The 19,300-nt window shown below is 41.3% G+C and carries 16 protein-coding genes and 1 tRNA gene; 10 read left to right on the forward strand and 7 right to left on the reverse strand.

Annotation, left to right across the window (positions count from 1 at the left end):
- Positions 1–138: 138 nt before the first annotated feature.
- Positions 139–555, forward strand: a complete 417-nt coding sequence (locus tag AACU32_RS35155) for a response regulator (RefSeq protein WP_096606877.1) — start codon at positions 139–141, stop codon at positions 553–555.
- Between the two features lie 144 nt (positions 556–699).
- Here AACU32_RS35155 and AACU32_RS35160 read toward each other — a convergent pair whose 3' ends face one another.
- A complete protein-coding gene (locus AACU32_RS35160) occupies positions 700–882 on the reverse strand; it encodes a hypothetical protein (RefSeq protein WP_096606879.1) in 183 nt (60 codons plus the stop codon).
- Between the two features lie 327 nt (positions 883–1,209).
- On the opposite strand from AACU32_RS35160, the gene AACU32_RS35165 reads away from it, so the two are divergent.
- The gene (locus AACU32_RS35165) at positions 1,210–1,758 is read left to right on the forward strand and encodes a DUF2854 domain-containing protein (protein ID WP_096606881.1); all 549 of its coding nucleotides are present in this window, start codon (positions 1,210–1,212) and stop codon (positions 1,756–1,758) included.
- Between the two features lie 79 nt (positions 1,759–1,837).
- On the opposite strand, the gene AACU32_RS35170 is transcribed toward AACU32_RS35165, so the two are convergent.
- A complete protein-coding gene (locus tag AACU32_RS35170) occupies positions 1,838–2,098 on the reverse strand; it encodes a chlororespiratory reduction protein 7 (RefSeq protein ID WP_096606883.1) in 261 nt (86 codons plus the stop codon).
- A gap of 1,015 nt (positions 2,099–3,113) precedes the next feature.
- Between AACU32_RS35170 and AACU32_RS35175 the strand changes: the two genes are divergently transcribed.
- Entirely contained in the window at positions 3,114–4,136 is a 1,023-nt protein-coding gene (locus tag AACU32_RS35175; RefSeq protein WP_096606887.1) for a response regulator, read from the forward strand.
- Between the two features lie 40 nt (positions 4,137–4,176).
- Here AACU32_RS35175 and AACU32_RS35180 read toward each other — a convergent pair whose 3' ends face one another.
- Positions 4,177–5,382: a histidine kinase gene (locus AACU32_RS35180; protein WP_339378549.1), complete on the reverse strand. Its 1,206-nt coding sequence runs from the start codon at positions 5,380–5,382 to the stop codon at positions 4,177–4,179.
- A 126-nt stretch (positions 5,383–5,508) separates the two neighbouring features.
- On the opposite strand from AACU32_RS35180, the gene AACU32_RS35185 reads away from it, so the two are divergent.
- From AACU32_RS35185 to AACU32_RS35195, 3 genes are all read left to right on the forward strand, one after another.
- Positions 5,509–7,005 carry a hypothetical protein gene (locus tag AACU32_RS35185; protein WP_096606890.1) on the forward strand — a complete coding sequence of 499 codons (1,497 nt, stop codon included), beginning with the start codon at positions 5,509–5,511 and terminating at the stop codon, positions 7,003–7,005.
- 189 nt (positions 7,006–7,194) lie between these two features.
- A complete protein-coding gene (locus AACU32_RS35190) occupies positions 7,195–8,604 on the forward strand; it encodes an S-layer homology domain-containing protein (protein ID WP_096606891.1) in 1,410 nt (469 codons plus the stop codon).
- Positions 8,605–8,985: 381 nt separating this feature from the next.
- Positions 8,986–10,059 (forward strand): SGNH/GDSL hydrolase family protein, encoded by a 1,074-nt coding sequence (locus tag AACU32_RS35195; RefSeq protein ID WP_096606892.1) that lies wholly within the window; start codon positions 8,986–8,988, stop codon positions 10,057–10,059.
- Here AACU32_RS35195 and AACU32_RS35200 read toward each other — a convergent pair.
- Positions 10,001–10,777 carry a class II aldolase/adducin family protein gene (locus AACU32_RS35200; protein WP_096606893.1) on the reverse strand — a complete coding sequence of 259 codons (777 nt, stop codon included), beginning with the start codon at positions 10,775–10,777 and terminating at the stop codon, positions 10,001–10,003. The two genes, AACU32_RS35195 and AACU32_RS35200, sit on opposite strands and share 59 nt — an antisense overlap.
- 70 nt (positions 10,778–10,847) lie before the next feature.
- On the opposite strand from AACU32_RS35200, the gene AACU32_RS35205 reads away from it, so the two are divergent.
- The 3 genes from AACU32_RS35205 to AACU32_RS35215 all read left to right on the forward strand — a co-directional run bounded on the left by AACU32_RS35205 (position 10,848) and on the right by AACU32_RS35215 (position 13,867).
- The gene (locus AACU32_RS35205) at positions 10,848–11,891 is read left to right on the forward strand and encodes a M42 family metallopeptidase (RefSeq protein WP_096606894.1); all 1,044 of its coding nucleotides are present in this window, start codon (positions 10,848–10,850) and stop codon (positions 11,889–11,891) included.
- Between the two features lie 1,439 nt (positions 11,892–13,330).
- Positions 13,331–13,477, forward strand: coding sequence for a hypothetical protein (locus AACU32_RS35210; protein WP_339378550.1), 147 nt, complete (start codon positions 13,331–13,333; stop codon positions 13,475–13,477).
- A 147-nt stretch (positions 13,478–13,624) separates the two neighbouring features.
- On the forward strand, positions 13,625–13,867 hold the full coding sequence (locus AACU32_RS35215; protein WP_096606897.1) for a DUF7219 family protein: 243 nt from the start codon (positions 13,625–13,627) through the stop codon (positions 13,865–13,867).
- Between the two features lie 62 nt (positions 13,868–13,929).
- On the opposite strand, the gene AACU32_RS35220 is transcribed toward AACU32_RS35215, so the two are convergent.
- From AACU32_RS35220 to AACU32_RS35230, 3 genes are all read right to left on the reverse strand, one after another.
- Complete coding sequence (locus AACU32_RS35220) at positions 13,930–17,157, reverse strand: ATP-binding protein (RefSeq protein ID WP_096606898.1); 3,228 nt, start codon at positions 17,155–17,157, stop codon at positions 13,930–13,932.
- On the reverse strand, positions 17,126–18,178 hold the full coding sequence (locus AACU32_RS35225) for an ABC transporter substrate-binding protein (protein ID WP_339378551.1): 1,053 nt from the start codon (positions 18,176–18,178) through the stop codon (positions 17,126–17,128). Before AACU32_RS35225 ends, AACU32_RS35220 begins: the two co-directional genes overlap by 32 nt.
- Positions 18,179–18,488: 310 nt before the next feature.
- Positions 18,489–18,560 (reverse strand) — tRNA-Thr (locus AACU32_RS35230).
- Between the two features lie 35 nt (positions 18,561–18,595).
- Between AACU32_RS35230 and AACU32_RS35235 the strand changes: the two genes are divergently transcribed.
- Positions 18,596–18,865: a DUF3493 domain-containing protein gene (locus AACU32_RS35235; RefSeq protein WP_096606899.1), complete on the forward strand. Its 270-nt coding sequence runs from the start codon at positions 18,596–18,598 to the stop codon at positions 18,863–18,865.
- The last annotated feature ends 435 nt before the right edge of the window (positions 18,866–19,300 follow it).

Here is a 19,300-nt window from a genome sequence, read left to right on the forward strand (position 1 = left end):
CAAACTTTAATATTTCCTCACAATATCTGTATTATTTATCCTTGGGATGAAGGCAATTATTCAACCATAGGATAGAGTAATTCCTCGTACTTGTTCCCCTAAACTATAAAAGTTATATTATTTAGTCTTTTACCTTGAATGTTAATGTTGTCCTGTGAGTCTTCTACCTTACGTGTTCTTTTGGTTGATGATCACGAATTAACCCGCTTAACTCTACAATTAGCTTTTTCCTGCCAAGAAAATATTCAAGTAGTAGGTTTAGCCAAGAATGGCCAAGAAGCTATAGAAATGGTTAAGCGCCATCATCCTGATGTGATTGTTCTAGATTTGCAAATGCCAGTTATGGATGGTTGGAGTGCATCTAGTCATATTAAAGCCATCTGTCCTAAGACACAGATCCTTGGTTACTCTTCAGTAGAAGACGCAAGTTTGTACCAGACAAAAGCTATGCCCAGCTTTGATGAAGTTTGTAAAAAGGATGTCCCCACACACGAACTCATTGCTTTAGTCAGACAACTAGGAAACCGGAAAGGAGATAGCTTCGGTGCAGGATAGATGAAACAGCAAAGGATCTGGATGAACCGAGGCGCAGTTAAATTCTGGAGACTTAGGAAAATTCGCTTACATAAAAGCGTCGGTATAACCATTAACTCAGGGTATACCGACGCAGTTTTTATTATTGCTAACGCCTAGATAGGCTTAGTTATTTCCTGTCTGTGGAATAGTGCGTCTAAATTCGTCCACTAACTCATCCAATTCTTCCAAAGCTTGATTGACATCAATTCTCAAAGTTCCTAGATTAGGTTGTTCTAGTAGGCTGAGTAGGTATTCGCGCTTGCTTTCAACTGCGGCAATACGTTCTTTTATAGTCTGTATATCCATTGTTTTTACATTCCTTAACTATCTACAAGTTTAAAATTAACGCAAAAAAAAGGCTATGGCAGGAATTAACTAGTTAAACCTGGTGAAGTTGAAAAATAACTTTCAGTTTTGCCCACTCTCAAGTTACTGATACCAAGTTGCTATAAAAGGTAGTATCTGTCATTGCGACCGGAACGCAGTGGAGGGAAGCAATCTCATTAATCTCAAGCTACTACAACAGACCGCAACTTAGTATGAGTAGCTTGAGCTAAAGCTCTTTCCCGATCTGCCACTTATATCAGATGATAGTAGAATTCAGGTTTTATGAATTTATACTAACCTCAGCTCATGTTACGCCAAATTTCTTTGGGAACACTCGGTTTAACTGTCGGTGGGATTTTAACCATCGTCGGATTTGTCGCCTATGCCGCCGATAACGCCACACTTAATCTTGTCGGATTTTTTTATGGGTTTCCTCTATTGCTAGGAGGATTAGCACTCAAAGCTAACGAACTCAAGCCTATAGCATTTAGCCAAACTACCACACCCGCAGTTTTGCAACTCCGCGAACAACAAGCTACTGTTACTCAAAATAAAATTCGTAAAGATATCACCAGATATTGCTATGGTCAAGATGCCCATTTAGATAGGGCACTTTCTTATCTAGGTTTAAGTCCGACAGATGAAGAAAGACCAATCATTACAGGTTTACAAGAAAAAGAAATTAATGGTGCTTACGCTTTAATTTTAGAATTTGATTCGCCACTGCTGACAATTGATGTTTGGCAGCAAAAACAGGAAAAAATGACCAGCTATTTTGGCCCTGGGGTAAGAGTGGAAATCACACAGCCCAGTGAAGACAAAATTGAACTGACACTGATTACTACTCCACAATAGTATAAGTCATTGGTCATTGGTCAAGAAATTCTAGGCAATGGACTATTGACTATTGACTATTGACTATTGACTGACAAATTTACTTTTCTAAGCGTACAGCGTACCACTGTAGATATTCTCCAGGCCCTAGATCCAACTCGCAACTTGTATCTATTAAATATTTAGCTTGATCTGCTACTGTATCAATTTTTTGAACATCAGGTGGTAAATCTTGAAAATCCATCTGTTGCAAAACTGTCTTGAGTTTTTCCAATAACTCTGAGGCAGTTAAAAATTGCTCGGCTTGGTTTGTTTCTAGGACAACAAAATAGTCCTGGGCATACATTAATGAATCTGGCATAAAGGGTATTTTTAACTGATTGTCAAGATGTCACTCATTGTTGGAGATGGCAAATTTTTTCCACTACCATGAATTTTTCGCTTTGGTTTATCGCCAAAGTTTTGATGAATTCGTAGTAAGCACAAAGCGTGCTTTAAAATCCACCGACTGAAGTCCTGACTACGAAATTATTCATCCAAGACAACTAATCTCATGAACCGCTGAATCTTTTAAATGATTATCTTATTTTAGCGAGCGAATTTATTAAATTTCATAAAATTTGTTTTTTTGAAAGTAAATATAAGTAGAGCAAGCTCCATCTCAGGGTTTTTACTTAAATCATGCCCTATGCCCTATGCCCAATTCTTCATGGCTCATTTTCCAGTTAGAACCCCTAATCGCCCTCAGCCCTGGTTCCCCTCTTTTCCAGCTAGTGGCAAAAATCATCGTATAACTGAAAAAAGAAAGGTAAGTATTTGAAGTTTTCCCAGAAATGACAATTCGACTTGAGCAGTAGGGAAATATAAATAATACATTTCTTGCCATGTCCTTAGCTGGACAAGAAGGTAAAAATTGCTCTAGTGTTTCAAATCAACTTTCTATGCAACCTAGTCATCTACCGTTTGCTTGGCTTTTCATAATTGAAGATTATATTTTCCTACCTCAGGATACCCCTATGCGGCAAGTGTTGGCGATGAGGACGCAATCATCCCTCTTGTCTCTTAGGACACCCTTGGTTGTGCTTTTTCTCAAAGCTTTTTGCTTGGAGAAATTATTAAGAGCGATATTTACACAACTGGACGCAAAATCAGTGCATCAGAAAGCAAATCTCTGCCATCTGCCAGAAATCCAGTTAAAATTTGGCAATCATTGTAACAAAAACACATGTGTTGCCTACGTATCTTCTACCAAATCGTTTGTTCAATAGGATTGTGACTACTACAAAAAACTTTCGCTCACAGGCGATTTGGTTAGGGGGGCAAGTTTTACCAGGTTTCCCCTTACTGATACTCTCAATTTCTGTGGAACGCAACTCATGTCAGGCATAAGTCCATTTTCTCTTTCCAAGCAACCGCCACTGATTTTGGTGGCTGATGATGACAAGACCATGCGAGTGCTGTTGCGTAAAGCTATGGAACAAGAAGGCTATCGAGTGGTCGAGGTCAATGATGGTCAGCAATGTTTAGATGCTTACGATACTATTAAACCGGATATAGTCTTGTTAGATGCGGTAATGCCTGTGATGGATGGCTTTACATGCTGTAAGCAATTGCTCAAGATTGCTAGAAATAACTTAATTTCAGCTCTGGCAAATTTTGATACTGACTCTGCTTTAGGTAATACTGTCATCTCTAAATTATGGGAGCGGACTCCCATATTGATGATTACATGCCTGGATGATGAAGAGTCTGTCAACCGTGCCTTTGAAGCAGGGGCAATGGATTACATAACCAAACCAATCCACTGGGCTGTGTTGCGACAGCGTTTACGGCGGTTGTTACAACAAGCACAAGTATATAAACAGTTAGAGGCGGCAAACCAGGCATTACAGCATATCGCCAACGTTGATGGTTTAACAGGGTTAGCTAATCGTCGCCGCTTTGATGATTACCTAAATACACAATGGATTAATTTAGCACAAGAGGAATTACCTCTATCACTGATTTTATGTGATATTGACTTTTTTAAATTTTACAATGATAAATATGGTCATCCGGCGGGAGATGTGTGCTTACAAAAGGTCGGTCAGGTCTTAAGCCATACAGCACAGAAAAATCAAGATTTAGTAGCCCGTTATGGCGGCGAAGAATTTGCTGTCATTATGCCTAATACCCATGCATTTGGGGCAGTTCATGTTGCTGCTGCGATGCAAGCGGGAGTCAGAGATTTAAAAATTGTTCATCACGGGTCAGATGTGAGTGAGTATGTCACCCTGAGTATGGGTGTGGCGACGATGGTTCCGAGTTGGGAATCTTCTCCCTCAGATTTGATTGTGAAGGCAGATAAGGCTCTTTACCAAGCCAAGGCAGAGGGGCGCGATCGCATTATCCTTAAATGATGAACAATTATGAAAGATTTCCCAGCAAAAAATGCGGTGACTAAGAAGGATAGACTGGCAATGTAAAGTGGAACCAAGCGCCACCATTGACAACAGAGTCTACCCAAATGTGACCATAGTGTGCCCGAATAATTCGTTGGCATACACAAAGACCAATACCATAACCTTCTGTACCTTGATCCCGTTGCAGGCGGAAGTGATTTTCAAAAATTTGCTCGCGGTTTTCGTAAGGAATTCCCGGGCCAGTGTCACCAATACTAATCTGAACTTTTTGGGTAGTGCGGTGCAGTCCAGTAACACTGATCTTGCCACTGACAGGTGTATATTTAATGGCATTGTCCAACAAATTTACTAATACTTGGTGTATCCGTTCTGGGTCAGCATATACATAGGGCAAGTCTTTGGGAATATCTGTTTCTAGTTGCTGAGATTTGGCAGTATAGCGATCGCTTAACTCTTCTAGTACATCTATACAGAGTTTGCGGATGTCCATTTTTTGGGGTACGATTGGTAGCTCAGTATCATTACCTCTACCAACTTGCAAAAGATCAGTAATCATACGGTCAATGATCTTCGTTTGACTGCGAGCTTGTTTTAATAAGTGAGCTGTCATTGCGGGTTTGAGGCGCTGAAATTGGCCAGTTTCAATATTGTAGTTAGATTGGAGAGTTTCGATGGCGATCGCCACGGCAGTTAAGGGATTACGGAGGTCGTGCGCTAGCACAGCGATTACCCTGTCTTTAAATTGCAACTGCTCTTGAAGTTTCTCTTGTTCCTGTTTCAAGCGAAAAATTTCGTCCGACAGGCGGATGAGTTCGGCGGAAACAGCAACTGAAGTGATGGTGGATTTGGGTGATACCACGCGGCTATTTTCGTCTAGACGTTCTTGTAAGTCTTCTTGGAGCTTCAAATAAGCATCTACCGAAGCTTGCCAACGCGGCCACCAGTTTTTCAGTTGACCGATGATATTACTTCCCGTAATAATTTGCCTCGGTTCCGGGTGGATTTTGATTAAAGCTGGCGTCGCCACTAATTTAAAGTGTTCCGCCAAATAAGGTTGTTGTCCCACGTCAACAATTTGAAGTTCAAAATGATACCCAGTCTGTAATTCTTTCAAGTAAGCACGTATTCGCTGTACTTGCTGTCGGGACTTAGGCCGTCCATCGACAAAGAGCAACAGCTGGAGCGGAGCCTCAGAAGAGAGGGGCTGATCTGGGGAAACTGGCATGTAATCGTGTTTCAGCACTGGTAACAACCCGGCGACGCTTGAGGAAAAGTTAAGATGGACTGACTCTTGTCGGTGGTCGTTCTTTCTTTTAAATTTAATATCTATTTTAGATTCTTCTACACCTATCAGTCCTGGGTTTTTTAGATGAGATACATATTTTTCAGCCTTTTGCTTCCTTTTAGCCTTGCTGCTGTTCCAGGTAACCATCAAACCCTGGATTTTAGGTCTTCATCCTCCCTGAAACAAAATCTGGCAGCAACACCAGCAAATGAAAGCTTTTATACTACAGCTAGTCAATTAATCCAGCAACAGATCAATCTGATAGCTCGGATTGAGCAAGCTATCGTCTCACCTGATGCCAATCAGATGCGCTCTGTAGCAGGACAATTAACAGTTCACACCAAGTCGGTAGACGCTTTTATCAACCGTCAATATCAAAGCCCGAAAAATGTATGTACCTCAAGAGTGGATATCACTCAAAATTCCCCTTTAGCCGAGCAGTTAACTGGGTCACAATTAAAAATTTACTGCTCTTTGTATGCTTCTAACCAAGAATTATTAAAACTTGCTCCGGTACTAGATCGGTTATTATCTCGGCGCGGGGAACTAGCCTTAGTCACAAGCCTACCCTTAGTGACGGGGGAGAGGCAATCAGATTCTGTGTTGTCTATTGCGCCCCTACAGCGTCCGCAACTTGACAAGCTAGCGACACCGTTTGCTACAGAAGCAGAGAATTCAGCTTCACCCCGACAATTAATTATTGGTAGGACGGCAAAAACGGCCATAGCTGATTATGTACCAGCGGTGCAACCTGCGATCGCTGCACCTGAAGATGCGCTGACTACCCTTGCAGCTGCCAAGAAATACTTGACCGCAGCCCAAGTGGAATTTCCATTAAAAAATCAATTTACAGATCCTCAGGAAACTGCGGCGATTCTTGACCGCTTTACCTACGACATAGATCCCCAAGAACCCCAAACCTACGCCACTTTTCTAAAATTGCCTCGTACTGGCATTTTCCGCGTCCTGCCAGGTTTGGCTTACCAGCGTCCGCTGAATACTCAACAGAATCGATTAGCAGCGGGTGTCAGTGAACGCTATCCTTTCCCCTTGTTGGGTGATACTCAAGGCGGTTTTACTCCCAGTCTAGCACTTCAAATAGTTGGCGATCGCTTTGAGCTAGGGCATCAAGGTGTAGATTACAGTTTCATGGTAGATTTGGGCGATATTCCCTTGACTAAGTTAGATTCTCAGTTGCAAGCTGTAGCCCAATCCAAAAGAGAATTTTTCCTCAATTACCAACCTCCCAAACAATTAGAGGACTTACAAGCAGAACAGCGGCGGTTCTTGACTGGTAAAGACCAGAACTGGAATTTAAATCAAGTGATTTTAGCGAGTGCTGCTGTTGAATTAAACCATACTTATTTAGTGCGATCGCTACAATTTCAACTCCCAGATATGATTTTGAGCGGTAGACCACTTTCCCCACAACAGAGCCAATCTCTAGGGCAAATACAAAAGATACCTAGCAGTGATATCCTGTTAGCCTTTCGACCAGTGCGTCGCCGTGCTGATGGTAGCTACACCGTGCTTTGGCGCGTTTTACATCAGTTCCCCGAACCCCAAATTGCTGCTAATTGAAGAAGCCAGGTGGCAGGAGGATGAGGGGGATGAGGGAGACATAGAGACGCGGGGACGCGGGGAAATGCCCAATGCCCAATGCCCAATGCCCAATGCCCAATGACAAATGACAAATGACAACTGACAACTGACAAATAACAAATCACTCTGCGCTAGGGTAGAAATTGACACTAGATTTGATGAATTCCTGTGCTTCCCTGTAAACGTCCAGCTTTTTTTCTGAGTTTGGCTGTTTTACTTTCTTCGTTAACAGCCTGTGCAAACAGTCCCACCGCCAAGAACCTGGAACAATCTTTGGCGGCTGATCCTCAGTTGCAAACTAACCCAGTTGTGTTTGGCGAAACTAAAAATGACCAACTGCAAGCACAGCAAAGCGAATCAACAGTTAAACTACCAGTAGATTTTCCCCAAGATATCCCCTTATATCCCAATGCCAAATTAGAAGCAGTTACACCTGCTAGTGGCACAGAAAATAAAGTATCAACTCGCTGGCTAAGTTCTGAACCCAGCAATTTTATCACCAGTTTCTACCGTAACCAGTTCCTAGCGAACAACTGGCAAATTCAGCAACAACCAACCGATGATGTTGGCGGCGTTTTTGAGGCGCAACGTAATGATTTGCAGCTAAAGGTTTCTATTCAAGCTCAATCAGTCACCAATCCTACACCCAATCAACCACAAACAGCCACTGAATTATTGATTGAGTACCTACCTTCTAGCACCACAACAGCACAACCTACGCCAACCAACAATAACAGCCAAACTACTAACGCTCAAACTCCTAACGATGTTCCTCAACCAGGCGATCCAAAGTTTATTGGCCCTGTACAATCTACAAACGTAGCAACACAGCCAGCCAGCGAATCTGGTAGTCAAGCAGCGGTTACAACTACTGCCCCATCTGTGGAATTTACTGATATAAACAAAGCACCACAACAACTGCGACAACATATCCAAGACTTAGCAAAATTAGGTGTTTTGTCTTCAGAATCCCAAGTTACTAAAAGCAATTCCCCAGCCACAACTAACCAATTTATACCCAGTAAAATTATCACCCGTCGGGAATATGCTCGTTGGCTAGTGGCTGCTAACAATGCAATGTATGCTAACAATCCAGCAAAGCAAATTCGCTTGGCATCTGAAAGCTCTCAACCTGCTTTTACTGATTTATCGGCAAAAGACCCTGATTTTCCGGCAATTCAAGGATTAGCCGAAGCTGGATTAATTCCTAGTTCCTTATCTGGAGATACCACAACAGTTTTATTCCGTCCAGACGCACCCTTAACGCGGGAGCAGTTGCTATTGTGGAAAATACCTTTGGATAGCCGCCAAGCCTTACCAGCAGCTAACTTAGATGCTGTCAAACAAACCTGGGGTTTTCAAGATGTGGGGAAAATTGACCCCAAAGCGTTAAGAGCAGTATTAGCTGATTACCAAAATGGCGAACAATCAAATATTCGTCGAGTATTTGGTTATACAACACTGTTTCAACCGAAAAAACCAGTAACTCGTGCCGAGGCAGCAGCGGCACTGTGGTACTTTGGTACTCAGGGTGAGGGAATATCAGCAGTTGAGGCTTTAAAGTTAAAGCGCCCATAAACCTAATCCTGAGCGCTGAATAATTTCGTAATTAGGACTTTATTCCTGTTTTTTTAAGTACTTAAGTACTTACACTTGTTAAGCAAAGTGGGCTGGGCATTGCCCAACCTACTAATTTTCAGGATAAAAATTTAGAATTTTTTGTAAAAAAAATAGGGCTTTTATATAAAACTTCCGTAAATTTAGGTATAGCTGGAGAATTTAGCTTATAGTTGATAAATAATTTGCCAATATCTCATTAGAAATACGCAAAATAAGCTGAATAATTAGAGATAATATGCTCTTTTTTTACAAAAAATGCCGAAAAAATCAGTAATTTTATCTAAATTATTCCAGTCTTTTAGATTAATAGAGAGCAAATAGCACCAGAGTTGCATAACCATGAAAAAACAATTTGTTCAAGCAGGATTTTTTCTCTTACCTTTGATGTTGCCAATCAAGGCAAATGCTGCAAGTCTTACTACATTTGATCAGCTTTATGTATTTGGCGATAGTCTCTCTGATCGTCGTAACACATATAATGCATCGGGGCAAACATATCCTCCAAGCCCACCTTATGCGGATGGGCGTTTTTCCAATGGGCCTCTATGGGTGGAAGATTTTGGAGATGAGCTAAATTTACATCCGACTTTATTTACTAATCCGATCAATCCTACAGAAGGGATAAATTTCGCTTTTGGCGGTGCTTCTACTGGTTTGGGTAATGCTGTCCGTCCCGATTTACCCTTACCTGGAGTACTGGCACAAGTTCTTGGCTACGCAGATTCTTTAAAAAACAGTAACCAGAAGGCTAACCCAGATGCGCTTTATACCTTCTGGGCAGGTGCGAATGATTTTCTGTTTCTTGATGAGACAGACGTTACCACCCCAGCCCAATATGTATCGCAAGCGTTGAATACTCTGGCAAGTGATGCAGTTGGTGTCAAAAATCTGATGGTGTTTAACTTGCCAGATTTAGGAAAGCTCCCAGCGGCTAAAATTGGTGGTCGAGACGCTGAAGAACTTACCAAATCGACTAAATCTTTTAACTTAGCCTTAGAACAAACTCTGAGCATTTTAAGCCAAAAACCGGATCTCAATATTATCTATGTTGATACTTATTCTCTATTTGAGCAGACGATCGCCAATAAAGACAAACTGGGTATCAAGAATATTAGTGACGCTTGTCTAACATTCACTAGTCCCACAACTTCCATCACTTGTTCTAATCCCGACGAGTATTTGTTTTGGGATGAATTTCACCCAACAGCCGCTACTCATAAGTTGATAGCTTCCTCAGCGCTGAATGCGGTTGAGGCGAAGTCAGTCCCCGAACCTTCTCCAGCTTTGGGTACATTGGCGATCGCCGCTTGGGGTACAGCCGCTACAATCAGACGTAGACGCAAACAGCCACAGCTTACGATAGTAGGTCGGGTTCCTGGTGGACAACCAACTCATATAAGGGTTGAAAGCTAAACCAACCTAAATCATGGCCTCCTACTTGCTGATGTGCGGTACTGGCAGACTCTGGTTTGATTAAGTGAGGTTTACCAGCAGCTTCAGCTAATAACTGGGCTTGACAAGAACGCTCCATTGTGATAAACCACCAAGCAGCTTCATCAACTGAGTGACCAACTGTCAACAAGCCATGATTCTTGAGAATTATGGCTTTGTTTTTGCCTAATGTTTGGGCTATACGTTTACCTTCTGCTACTTCTAAAACCACGCCTGTATAGTCATCAAACAGGCTATGGTCTTGGTAGAAAGCACAAGCATCTTGGGTTAGTGGGTCTAGGAGACGACCCAGACTAGCCCAGCTTTTGCCATAGATAGAATGGGCGTGAGCAGCTGCGACTACGTCAGGACGAGCTGCATGTATTTGAGAATGAATAGCAAAAGCTGCTGTATTGACTGGGCGATCGCCTGCAATCACTTCACCTTGCTGGTTAACTAAAATTAGGTCACTGACGCGAATTAAACCGAAGTGTTTTCCTAAAGGGTTTACCCAGAACTGCTCCGGATGTTCTGGATCGCGGACAGTGATATGACCTGCAATCCCTTCATCAAATCCAAATCGCGCAAACAATCGAAATGCTGCTGCTAGACGTTGCTGGCGATGGAGGCGTTCTTCTTTAAAAGAAGCAAAGGTTGGTTGTTGAAAAAAGTTTGGCTTGGCTCTGGATATAGCTTGCATCTCGCCCCCTGTATATGTAATTTTCGGTAAAAATATTTATACTTAATTTTTAGCTTAAAATTATATATCTATGTGGGATTACGAGCAGTTATTTAAAATTATTGAAGAATTGGTGATGCACCATTCTCCTAGTGGTGTAGAAACGGAAATTAACCAATTTTTGCTCCAGCAATTTGCTAATCTGGGTGTGGAAGTATGGAGCGATCGCGCTGATAATGTAATTGCCAAAATTGCTGGTAAAAATCCAGACAAAGCGATTGCTATCACTGCTCATAAAGACGAAATTGGTGCCATTGTTAAAACTATTGGCGATGATGGTCGGGTGGAAGTCCGCAAGCTTGGTGGTTCTTTTCCGTGGGTTTACGGTGAGGGTGTGGTTGATTTATTAGGAGATAATCAAACCATTAGCGGTATTCTCAGCTTTGGTTCCCGTCACGTATCCCATGAATCGCCCCAAAAAGTCCAACAAGAAGATACTGTCCTCAAGTGGGAAAATGCCTGGATTGAAACAAAACTGACCACACAGGAATTAGCGGCAGCAGGTATCCGTCCCGGAAGTAGAATGGTGATTGGCAAGCATCGCAAGCGCCCAGTCAGGTTAAAGGATCATATTGCCAGTTACACCTTAGATAACAAAGCCTCGGTGGCAATTCTCCTAGCTCTGGCACAAAAAGTCAAACAACCACCAGTAGATGTTTATTTGGTAGCCTCAGCTAAAGAAGAAGTGGGCGCAATTGGCGCTTTATTTTTCACCCAAAATCAGGTTTTGGATGCTTTGATTGCTTTAGAGATTTGTCCGCTAGCGAGTGAATATCCCATTGAGGATGGGAAAAGCCCTGTAATTTTGTCTCAGGATGCCTATGGCTTGTATGATGAAAGGTTAAATAGTCAACTGCGCCACTGTGCCAAACAGAGAGATATAACAGTACAGCTAGCAGTTTTAAGTCAGTTTGGTAGCGATGCATCGATCGCCATGAAATTTGGTCATGTGGGTAGTGCGGCTTGTTTAGCGTTTCCGACACAAAATACACATGGATACGAAATTGCTCATCTCGGTGCGATCGCTAACTGTATAGATTTGTTAACTGCTTTCTGCCAAATTGAGTTTGAGTAATTCTTCAAGAATTAAGCAAAATTTGCCCGATTGTAAGTGCTATTAAATTGTCCGGTGCGTTAGTCATAAAATATGCGAATTAAGAGAAATTATTCGGACTGCGCATCCTCCTCATAGCAAATTTGAAATAAGCAGTTGTGCAAAATGAAATATACATTTGTCCGCAGCGAGTCTACTTTCCTCGCTGCGGTTAGCTAGTTGGTTTTTTTGGTTTCCACTCTGGAGAGATATTTTTAGCGGTAGCCAGATATAAACGCCACCCATGCGTCGTTTGCTAAGCAGACGCACCAAAAAACTTTCCCTTTCCCAAGCGAGAAGGTGAGCGCTGTCTTATGGAAGCAATTCCAGGGGTTTGGGCGTTTCGCAATTATATAAAAAACTCCACCCACAGTCTGCTGAGGTTTCGCGACTTGGTCAGTGGTCAGTGGCAAAAACGCCTAAAAACCAAGCCACTTGCGGGATGGGGTATTAAACTCCTTCCAAAAACAACACTTCGGCATAGCTTCGCGCTAAGCGAAGCGTCCCGGAGGGAAGCGCAATAAATTAGTTTTGCTGATCCACTTAATTTGATTTTTTGGTGTTTTCTAAATATATATGGAAAAAATTCGCAAAATTTACCAGGTAATTAACTAGTTAAACAGGCGGAATCAGACTTATAAACTCATGCTTCTTTAGCGATCTATTTTCATTTAATCCGGCTATTGATTTGCTTAACTTCACTATCATTGTACCTGTTGCTGCAAATACCTGATTTTTTATGATTTTTTCCCCTAGCACAAAAGGTCAATTAGAAGGCATAAATTTATAGTGAGTACGTCAGTTTACAGTGGGGCTAACGAATTTTATTGTCCAACTGTTTTCCGTCAAGGATTTGATAAGCTAAGTGTTTATACTTAGAAAGTTCAAAAACCTGATTTTATACAACCTCTAGAGTTGAGATTACGTTAGCCCTACTCTTTTTTACCGCCAAGATATACAACCTTGTTAGCATCTTTAAAACACATAAATGGATCTGATGAAATTAAACATTGAGGAGCCTCCCTGATACATAAATCTCTTTTCCCAGTTCCCTACCTCTATCTTGTAAGTACAGACATCAAATAAGATGGCTATAGTGCTAAAGGGAAGTATTAATCTAAAAACATATAATTACAGATTTTTTCAGCTATTTTGCTACTAATTAGTCATTTTTCCGAGATTTAAGTAAAATTTAGCTAAAAATGTCAGCACAAAACAAAATCAACATACTTAAAAAAACAGTAAACCAGAACACTATACAAAGCGATCTGTCATTTGGGATAAAAGGGAATCATTTTGCTCAAAAAGCCCACCTGATGAAACTTGTAGCATACTTGCGAATTTATGCTTCTATAATGCAAGAATCACAGCAGCAACAAACAAATGACCGACAAAGGAAGCACAGGAGTCATAATTATTTTATGAGCCTCCTCAAGTCTCTATTTGAGCAAGATCCAGAGTGGTGGCAAAAGTGTGAAATTACTCTTAATGGAAGAATTCAGTCTGATGATCCGACCATCAATCAAATCTTGCAACCATTAGAGAAATTTTATCATCGCTTATATTGAACATAGCGCTCATTCACTTAATTTGATTTATGTGCAAATAGTTAAATACAAATGTTACAAAACTTTGCCTAAAAAAATTATCAATTGCTTTAGTTGTATTTTTGACTAGTAATAAAAAGATAAATTAACCAATAGGAGAAAAGATCATTGTTTAATAAAAATGATTTTCTTTACCCACGTAGTCGCTACTACGGTCAAGTCCAGCCCAAAAATTTAGTTTTCAATGCGAATTTACAAGAATTTAGCCAACGAGTCAGCTATATCTGTAACCTGGAAACAGGTGGAAAAATTCCACCAGATGAAGCTTACAGACAAATCAAATTGCTTTGGAAAGAGTTAAAACGCAGCAAAAAACAATTGAAAATTGGCACTAATACCAATTTAATGTGAAGTTGCACATATCTATATCCCCCATTATCCCCTTTTTTCAGGGGGATTTTATGTAGCAGATTTTATAGTTTTTCGCTTAAAGTTTTTTGACGTTCTTGCTGTAAAGCTGCATTGACTTTTATAAACTCAGCCTCTAAGGGGTAGAGTCTTTCCTCAACATTACTGACTCCAGAAGCGGCGATCGCTTCTAATTCTCGACAAAGAGTAGCTATGGTTGTTGCTCCCAGATATTCGCTACTGGATTTCCAGCTATGAGCTAGTCGCTGCAAAGTTTTAGCATCCTCCTGAGCAATAGCAGTCTTGATTTGTTGCAGCAGTTGGGGAGAATCTTCTAAATAACAGTCAATCATTTCCACCAGAAATGTCGTTGCATCTTCACCAGCAAGTTCCTGAATCTGTTGTAGAGCTTGGGTATTAATCACTGCCAAGTCTATTTCTTCGACATCGGTTTGCAGCTGATTTTGATTTTCACAAACAACAGGGACACATCGGCTTAAAGCCTGAGCTAGCGCCTCGATACGGATCGGCTTAGTGATATAATCACTCATGCCTACTGAGAGACATTCCTCGCGATCGCCTTGCAAGGCACGGGCTGTCATGGCAATAATTCGCGGACGAGAACCGACTGGATACTTACTGCAAATGAACTGAGTTGCTTCGATACCATCCATTTCTGGCATCTGGATATCCATCAAAATCACATCATAGGGTAATTGCTGGATAGCTTCTAAAACTTCCACCCCATTACTGACAACATCGGCTCGATATCCCAATTGTTTGAGCATTAATACAGCAAGTTTCTGATTAACTGGATGATCTTCCGCTAACAGAATTCTCAGGGGAGATTGTTCAGCCATAAAAGAATTGACGGAGTTGGGTTGATTTGGCGGTGTACTTTCTGGGCGAATATTTAACGGCACATTAGTCTCTGTTGTCGCTATAGAAGAAGCAACTGGGGCGACGATGGTGAAATAAAAAGTAGAGCCATCTCCTACTTGGCTTTCAACCCACATCTTTCCGCCCATCAATTCACTGAGTTGACGGCTAATAGCTAATCCTAAACCTGTTCCCCCATAGCGGCGACTAGTGGAGGAATCAACTTGGCTGAAAGACTGAAACAATCGATTGAGTTTCTCTGAGGAAATGCCAATCCCTGTATCTCGGACAGCAAACTGTAGTTGATAAGGGACAGCAGCAGATTCTACTGCTAAATCTGCCTTCTGGGCTGTAACTGTCACAGTGATGCTACCATTGTGAGTAAATTTGATGGCATTACTCAGTAAATTTACTAAAATCTGCCGTAGACGGGTGATATCTCCCACAATCGCGGTGGGTACATCTGCGGCGAAATCATAGCTGATTTCTAATCCTTTAGCAGTGGCACTATTAGCTAGTAAGGCAATAGATTCTTTTAGGCAGTTGATCAAATCAAACGGTTCTGATTCTAGTTCCAATTTGCCTGATTCAATTTTCGAGAAATCCAAAATGTCATTAATCAAAGATAGTAAAATTTCACCACTGGAGCGAATTGTCTCCACAGCATCTTGTTGTTCAGAATTCAGGTTTGTATCTAGCAAAATTCCCGTCATCCCAATCACCGCATTCATCGGTGTGCGAATTTCGTGGCTCATATTCGCTAGAAAATCACTTTTAGCCTGAGTAGCTGCTTCTGCGGCTTCTTTTGCTTGCTGCAACTCGATTTCTGCTTGCTTACGCTCGGTAATATCCTCGGAAATACCCATTATGTACTGTGGGTTACCTGTATTGTCAAAAATTGGTAACTTTTTGGTATGCAAAATTCGCGTCCCATAATTTTTGGTTTGAATTGGTTCTTCTGCAATATCCAAAATGCTACCTGAATCCAGGATTTCCCTATCTTTACTAGTAAAGAAATCTGCTTCTTCTTTGGGAAAGAAATCATAGTCATTCTTACCCAGTAAGTCTTGTCGAGAATAACCTAATAGTTCCTCACCTGCTTTGTTAATCTGAACAAACTTCAGGCTTTGGGCATCTTTGACAAAAATCATGTTGGGAATATTTTCAATAATCGAAGTCAAAAATCTTTGTACTCGTTTAATTTCTGCTTCCGATTTTCTGAGATTGCTAATATCCCGGAAATACCAAATTCTGCCGTAAATTTCACCGCTTTGAGAAATCACGCTGGCAGAATAGCGATCAAAAGTGCGTCCGTCCTTAAAAATAATTTCATCACGGCTAGCTTCTTCAGGATGTTGGTATAAATACTCTACCTTTGCCAAAAACTCCTCAGGATCGGCTAGACTAGCAAGCACAAATTCTAATAATTGGCGATCGCTAGTCTCTGCAATTTCGGGAGTAATCTGCCATAACTGACAAAATTGCTGATTATAAGCAATAATATTCCTGTTTTCGTCAATAATTAAAATGCCGTCAATCGCCGCTTCTTGTTGGGCTTTTAAGGTGGCGTTTTGCCGATGTAAAGCTTTTGTATTTTCCTGAATCCCCGCAACCATGCGATCAAAAGCAATCGAGATTTGGGCAAGTTCATCCGAGCCGGATAAATCTGCACGGACGCTTAATTCTCCATTGGCTAACCGATTAGTAACAGCAACCAAATGGTCAACTCTACGAGTGAGGGTGAGGTTAAAGAAGAACCATAAGCCAATACAAAATAATGTTAAGACGGAACTGGATACCATTGTGTGATGCCAAGCCGCAGCATAGGCTTGCTGTTTTTCGCTCACCAGGTCATACTCCATGAACAGTATGCCCACCCTTGAGGCACGGATTTCTCCTGGTTGAGCTTGCAAAAGCACAGGATAGATAACTCTGAGGTAGCGTCTGTCACCAGAAAGCGTTACTTCCCCGGCCATTTTCTGGCGCACGGTAGTAAATCTGGATAAATTAGGGGCTGCTTCCGTATCCCTCACCAAACGTTTTCGTAATTCATAATGATTTGATAGCAGGATACGATTTTGCTCATTAGCGAGGAAAATCAAGGGCAATCGGGGATTACTTCCCAATTGACTAATGACAATCTCAGCCTGTTCAACATCCCCTCCCCGGTAAAGGTAATCTAAGATACCTGCTATTTCACTTCCCAGTGATTGCACGTAATGGCTGGCGTTTTCTTCAGTTTTGCGGTTACTTTCAGCTATTTCTCGATTAAAAGAAATAAGCCCTAACACCGTACCGAACAAAATTAAAACCGCCGGAATTGAAAAGCGTAGGGGAAAGGGGAAGCGTTTCATAGCAGACACTGGATCTGGTGCAGCAATTTTAAAGTTTAGCGATTTTGACAAAGCGATCATCGAGAACGGTGGTAGGGTCAATTGCTTGTGGCATTAATTTGTGTTCTACCATCACCTGGACGAGTCGTTTCATCCCATTAGCTAAGGAGGGATCAGTTTGATCGAGCAATCTTTGATTTTCTTGCAGGTTCGGTTGGTGCATCCCTTTGAACGCATCCAAAATTTGCCCTGAAGTAACTCCAGTGCGTGGCGCTATCAGGCCAGCAGCTTGTTGAGGATTTTTGTTGAAGTAATCCAAAGCGCGGAAACGTTCGTTAACCAAAGTTTGGATTGTTTGAGAATTATTGGCGATCGCTTCTTCACTGACAACTAGGGTATCAACAATTTCACCGGGAATCTGACTACTATCAAATAGCAGTTTTGCACCAGCTGCTAGCAACTTGAAGCGCGGCGGCCCAAATGTGACGATCGCATCAACTTTGTTTTCTTTGAAAGCTCGCTCATGCTGGGAAAAATCCAAGGAGACAATTTGTATATCTTTGGGAGACAGACCATTTTTTTCCAACGCCCTAGCAATAAAGAAAGCTCCCAAGGCGGTTGACTCAACACCAACTCGCTTCCCCTTTAAAGCCTTGATGTTAGCAATGTTTGGCTTCCCCAAAATCACATCCCCACCATTGGAAACATCCATCACCGCAATAATACGGAGATTTTTTTGCGTTGCGGCCAGTAGCATAGCCTGATCGATGGATAATCCCGCACCTTCTATTTCGTGGTTGCGGTATGCTCTGACTTCTTCTGTTCCTGATGGATAGTCGATTAAGCTAATGGGTTGATCTTTGTAATAATCTAGATGACGAGCCAAATATAGAGTTTCATATCCAGGCCACATATTTGTACCAATACGTAGCAATGGCGCTTTTGGGGTGGGTGTCATGCAATTTGTTAAAGCGATCGCACAAATTACTGTCACCAAACCCAGCACCCATCGCCGCAGCTTTTTAGCCCGATAACTTAGAGCTAGTTTTGACCAAACTGTTTGCAAAAGCTCCAACCTCAGGTTGCTGAACTTCATTGTCATACTTTGTACATGAAATTAATTCGTAATGTATGCAATATGTTGGCACAAATCTTTCAAACTCTGATTGTATTTTGGATTTTCACCTGAGTCCTGAGTGAAAAAGACTATTCTCTAGCCCTGCGTTTTTAGTAAGTGGTTACGCAAAATTATTTGGATGTAGCTCTTTTAAAAAAACGGTATGCTGATAAGAAAGATTTGTCAGTCATGACTATCAGCTTGTGTACAGCGACATTAATCTGTCACCGACGACAGATAATTAGTCACTGTACAAATTATGTATACTTCTGTATACAGGAATACTTAAATTAAAAGCCGATGACGGGATTTGAACCCGTGGCCTGCTGATTACGAATCAGCTGCTCTACCACTGAGCCACATCGGCGTACACAATCTAGAATTATAGCATAGTATGTACTTATGGTAGAACAAAATCCCAAAAGTCGCCTGAACCCTGAACAATATGCTCGCCTGAAAGCGGAAATGGTAGCACCCTATCGCGGCTTGCGAAAATTCATCTATGTGGCTGGTGGTGCTTCTGGCTTCATCGGCGCATTCATATTTTTTTTTAAACTGCTTGCTGGAAGAGATGTTGAGAGTGCATTACCTAATCTATTGCTTCAGCTAGGAATTGTGGCGCTGATGATATTCCTCTGGCGCTGGGAAGGAGGCCGACAAAAACGCTCCTAAATTGGGGAAAAGTTGAGTGATGAATTTTTTAACAATTTCCTTGATATATCTTTATATTATTGAGATTACTTAACTTTTGTTCAACTTTAGAAATATAAAAACAGAAAAAATAAAAAAAATATTAGAAAATCGGAAATTCAAAAAATATCTGAGAAACTGAAAATTGTTCAAACGGGGTCAGCCCATATAAAGACCCTGAATATAAATCAACTTTAAATAAGGGTCAGTTAAATTATGAGACCCTCATTTAATAAAATTTACAATCACAAAAGCGCCAAGCTAACAAATTGTCAGTCTTGGCGCTTTTATTTTGTACGAATGAAATGTCCTGACTAGAAATAAAAATTTTGGATTTGTTTAACCAAACTGAAGGCATCATCTTCAGGATGTTGCTAAATAATTTCGCCAATATGCGACTCCAATAAAAAAGTACCC

The organism is Calothrix sp. NIES-2100, assembly GCF_963875285.1.
In the GTDB taxonomy this organism is placed as follows: Bacteria; Cyanobacteriota; Cyanobacteriia; order Cyanobacteriales; family Nostocaceae; genus Aulosira.